The organism is Ruegeria sp. HKCCA5426 (genome assembly GCF_013034585.1).
GTDB lineage: Bacteria > Pseudomonadota > Alphaproteobacteria > Rhodobacterales > Rhodobacteraceae > Ruegeria.
In genome coordinates this window covers 1-4,999 of record NZ_WQGH01000027.1, presented here as the reverse complement: position 1 = coordinate 4,999, position 4,999 = coordinate 1, and the positions used below count along the sequence as shown (strand labels likewise).

Below are 4,999 nucleotides of genomic sequence, written 5' to 3'. Positions count from 1 at the left end.
CGACGGACTATGTCGACCTCACCCAAAAAATCTCGTTCACCGATGACGGGCCGGCTATTACTGTTGAAGACGCGTCTGGCAACTATTCGTCCGGTGCCCAAGATGCTTGGGCTGATGATCCTGGTGAGGATGGGTTTGCATCGCTCGACATTGAACTGGTCAGCTACAAGATCGGCACCGGGAGCGTTGTTGCGGTCGGAAGTGACCTGACTAAGAACGGCGACTATTCGTTCGCAGGGTCGATCACCGACGACTTTAATGGTGACGGCACCGACGAAACGGTGGACTTCACCTTGGTGTTTGATCCTGCCACGGACATGTACGATCTACAGGTGTCTACACCGCCGGGTTCGGTAGTCGAACTATCCACGGCGGATGGCAGCCTTGATGCGGGTGGCCCGGATCCGGTGCGGACGCTGACAATCGATAGTTCCGAAATCGTGTTCGCGGCGGTCAATCCGACAAGCTATTTGGCTCCGGCTGACATCAAAGATCTCCTGAATCTTCCTGAAGCCGATTGGGAAAGCACCGCGACTTTCCTCAGTGCCGAACAGATGAATGTCAGCACCTCGGGCATCGGGAATGGCAATAATAATCTGAACGGTAATGCCAATCACGGCATCGATGGTGACACGACATCGGGCGGCAAGGTAGATGAAAGCTTCGTCGTCGATCCGACCGGCTTTGACGTCAGTGCCGTGAAGGTTTTCATCGACAACTCCGTGGGTGGGTATGACAATCCGCCAGAGGATTTGTGGTACATGATCTACTTCGCCGATGGCACAACCAGTGGTCCGATTGAGGTGTTGGACGGCGATCTATCGCCTGAAGCCGGTGGTCAGGAAAGCTTTGTGGTCGGTGACCCAATGGGTCCGAACAACATCGATGCGATCCAGCTCTTTATGGGTCAAGGGACCATCAAGATCCCGGTCATCGAGTTTACGACCTCGCAGGAGTTCAGCCCCGAACCCTTACAGATGACCCTGAACGCGACGGAAACCGACGGGGACACGGATACGGACACTGACGGGTTCACCATCGACCTAGATACGGTTGCCTGAAGAGGTGATGAAACGTGCAGATCCGGCGCCTTGCCGGGTCTGCACATCCCCACAGCCGTACCAAACCCTTGTTACAGAGTGCCACGTTCATGAATGCCAATCCCGATACAAATATCGTCGACACTACCAAGAAAGCCGTGAAACGGCTTTTCCCGCCGCTGCTGATCGTAAGCTGTGTCGTAAACCTGCTACTTCTGGTGAGCGCAATCTACATGCTTCAGATCTATGACAGGGTTCTGACCACCGGGTCTTTCGACACTCTGGTCTGGCTGACGGTTGTCGCACTTTTTGCGCTGATCATTTACGGAATACTAGAGCAAGTACGGCGGATGATCTTAGGTCGTGCAAGTTTCTGGGTTGAATCAGAACTCAGTGAACCAACTCTCAGAAAAGCCATGTCTGACCGGCTGACCGGCGGCAACCCAAAGGCCAACCTGAATGATGTTGCCAACCTCAGGTCATTTCTGGGCGGAGACGCAGTCCTTGCCTTTTTTGACGCGCTTTGGACCCCGATATTTATTGCATTCATTTGGTTACTTCACCCTGGACTTGGTGTCTTTGCGCTTTGCAGTACTATCGTTCTATTTCTATTTGCGCTTACAAATGACATTCTGACACGCAATCCCAACAAGGAAATAAGTGCCAAGCTTCGCCAAAGTGATACGGCAGCGCAGCAGTTTCTTGAGAGTGGTGAAACCATCCGCCCTCTGGGAATGGGTGATGCCTTGCTTGGTCGTTGGCAGTCTTTTCAGGCAGATGCCCGACGTGAGCACCAGAACCTGAAGGAAAAAACCTCGGGCCTTGTCAGCGCATCACGAGCGCTACGCCTTGCCTTGCAAGTCATGATACTGGGACTTGGCGCGTATTTTGTCCTTCAAGGCAATCTGACTGCTGGAGGGATGATCGCTGCCTCAATTGTTCTGGGCAGGGCACTTGCTCCTATCGAGCGTTCCATAAGTGCTTGGAAAGGTTTCGTGGCGGCGCGTACCGCCATCACCCGGCTCAGAGATCACTTTGCGGGTGAATTTGCTCCCGACTATGAAGTCAATTTACCAAAGCCTCTCGGCCAATTGCAGGTGGAAGAGGTCTATTGTCTCGCACCCTATTCGGGCGAACCGATTCTGGAGAACATCTCTTTCGCTCTTGAGCCCGGCGAGACACTAGTCGTTTTTGGGCCTTCCGGATCGGGCAAATCGACCTTGTGTCGTTTATTGGTCGGAGCCTGGCAACCAACACGCGGCCATGTAAGGCTTGACGGTGCAGACGTCGGAAATTGGAACCCCGAAAATCTAGGGCCGTGGCTGGGCTATCTGCCCCAAAATGTAGAGCTCTTTCCAGGCACCGTAGCGCAGAACATTGCCCGAATGCGAGACGTCGACGACTCGATGGTAATCAAGGCGGCCAGAGAAGCAGGAGTTCACGATCTCGTTTTGCGTTTACCACATGGGTACGAAACAGACGTTGGCTTGCACGGCGGGCGTATCTCTGGTGGCCAAAGGCAAAGGCTGGGACTTGCTCGTGCTCTTCTGGGTGACCCGTCGTTTATCGTCTTGGATGAGCCCAGTTCGAACCTCGATCAGGAAGGCGATGCAGCCCTTGCTGCAGCTCTTGCGCGCTCCAAGAATCTTGGTCGCACCGTCGTCGTTGTGACCCATCGTCCCGCGGGGCTCAGGACTGCAGACAAGGTTCTGGTTCTCAAAGACGGATCTGTCGCCGCATTTGGCCCGCGTGAGAAAATTTTGCAGATCAGAGGCCAAGCTCCGGCCTATCAAACCGTGCGGACGGTGCAATCTAGCAGCGGCAATAACGCATTAGCAGAGTAAGGTGGTTCGCCAATGAGTATTTGGGAAGAGTTACAGGAAAACTTGAAGGCTTTCTGTGCTTCGGTGCTTGATGGCATTTTGGGTGCAATTCCAGCCGACTGGTTGGATTGGATCTTAGAAAAGCTACCACCCGCCGTTGACCCGAGGTGGATCGCGGCAATTATTTTATTGCTCACGTTGGTGCTTCTGACATTACTCCTCCGCTCAATTCGTCACAAAGCGGTCACAGACTCAACATCCAACCTTAGAGATCTAACGCGCGCGCCACTTCGCACGGGGTACATCGTCGCAATCGGGCTAGTGTTTGGTTTGGTGACCTGGTCATTCAGCGCCCGGCTGGAAGGCGCAGCCATTGCACCTGGAGTGGTCAGTCCAGAAGGGTACCGCAAAACTGTGCAACATCTGGAGGGCGGAATAATAAAATCTATTCACGTGAGGGAAGGGGACAAGGTGACCAAAGGCCAGGTTCTTTTAACTCTCGACGACGTGCAGGCACGTGCCCGACTTGACGAATTGGTAAAGCGGTACACGCACCTGCTGGCGAGGGTCGCCCGCCTCAAAGCTGAATTAGACGGTTCCGAAATATTGGTCGTCCCGAACAGCGAGAATGTATCCGATGAAGCTGAATTAACACGCGCAATTTCCGATCAACAAGAACTTCTGACGCGGCGAATTACGACACAAAAAGGCCGCGACAACATACTGCGCAAACGCATCAAACAGCTCGACGAAGAAAACCTCGGACTTAAGAAAACGATCGTCGGCTTGGACGAAAAAACACATTTAATTGAGGAAGAAATCCAAGGTGTCACAAACCTGCTGGGGAAAGGTCTAGAAAGGAAATACCGACTACTGGCCCTGAAACGCGCAGCCGCAGACATCACGATCGAGCGTGCTACCAGTAAAGCTCAGATCGCCCGCAACAATCAAAAGATTGGTGAAACCGAATTGCAATTACTGGCCATGGTTCAGCAGGAGATAGAAGACTCCACCATGGAATTGTCGGAAATGAAACGTACTCTAGCCGAGTTGGAAAGTGAAATACGATGGCACAGGGATGTGGTCGATAGAACGGAAATACGCTCTCCGATTGAAGGTAAGGTAATGAATGTCCGGATCACTACTCTTTCCGGAGTCGTCCGAAACGGTGAACCGATCTTGGATATCGTACCTTCGAAGGTTCCTTTGATAATCGACGCCCGAGTCAACCCGATTGATATAGATGTCGTAAGTATTGGTATGCCTGCCCGTATTCATCTTACTGCGTATCAACAACGCAACATGCCACAGGTATTCGGTTTGATGCGCTCAATTTCCGCAGACCGCATAGTCGACGAAAATACAGGGCAACCCTATTATTTGGCAAAGGTCGAGGTTTTACCTGCCGAACTCGAAGATTTACAGGACGTCGAACTGGTCTCAGGAATGCCCGTAGAGGTTATGCTGCAAACCGGTGAAGCAAGCGTTGCCGACTATGTAATCGGGCCGCTTTTGAGTTCAATCCGACGTAGTTTCCGAGAAAACCACGACAGTTAACAAAGTTTTGGTGATACAAGGTCGGTAGCACACAAAACAAGTTTGAAAGTTTTTTGTTGGTTGCTTGGTTACTCTTCAAGAACAACAAAGAACGCACCATTCCAATTCTGAGGCGTTTCGTGTTGCTTAAGCTCCAAATACTGGAGAAATCCCAATCCGCGTTTGTATTATGGAACTTGCGACAGATTGCCATGCTGGCGGTAATTGACCTTAACTGTTCGCGACTGCAAGCCAAGTAACTGGTGGCAAGCGAGGAGTTTGCAGGGGCCGATCTAGCTCCGCTACACCCGCACTTTCCATCAGACAATATCCGGCCCCCGCTCCTTCCCCCCGGTCTTGCAGGAGAAGGCCCTTCGCTTTCAGGTTCGTATCCGCGCGATGCCTTTTATCGGAGGCCAGCCGCTTCCCCGCAGGCTTCTCACCTGCCCCGCTCTGACCGCGCATGGTCTCGGCGATCCCCGGTTCGACGAGTGCTTGAAGACGCCCGTCGACCGGTGGGTTCCGTAGTCGCGTTTCTGCACCGGTGAGCCTCCCCAACTGAACGGGTCCACCGTTATGTTCAGGAAACGGAGGACTAAG

3 protein-coding genes are annotated in these 4,999 nt (G+C 52.8%); all 3 read left to right on the top strand.

Annotated features, from left to right (window positions below):
- On the top strand, window positions 1–1,061 hold a 1,061-nt coding region (locus tag GOV87_RS20260; RefSeq protein ID WP_217360921.1), incomplete at its 5' end, for a hypothetical protein.
- A 14-nt stretch (window positions 1,062–1,075) separates the two neighbouring features.
- Window positions 1,076–2,884, top strand: a complete 1,809-nt coding sequence (locus tag GOV87_RS20255) for a type I secretion system permease/ATPase (protein WP_171212958.1) — start codon at window positions 1,076–1,078, stop codon at window positions 2,882–2,884.
- 12 nt (window positions 2,885–2,896) lie between these two features.
- On the top strand, window positions 2,897–4,420 hold the full coding sequence (locus GOV87_RS20250) for an HlyD family type I secretion periplasmic adaptor subunit (protein ID WP_171212957.1): 1,524 nt from the start codon (window positions 2,897–2,899) through the stop codon (window positions 4,418–4,420).
- Window positions 4,421–4,999: the final 579 nt, after the last annotated feature.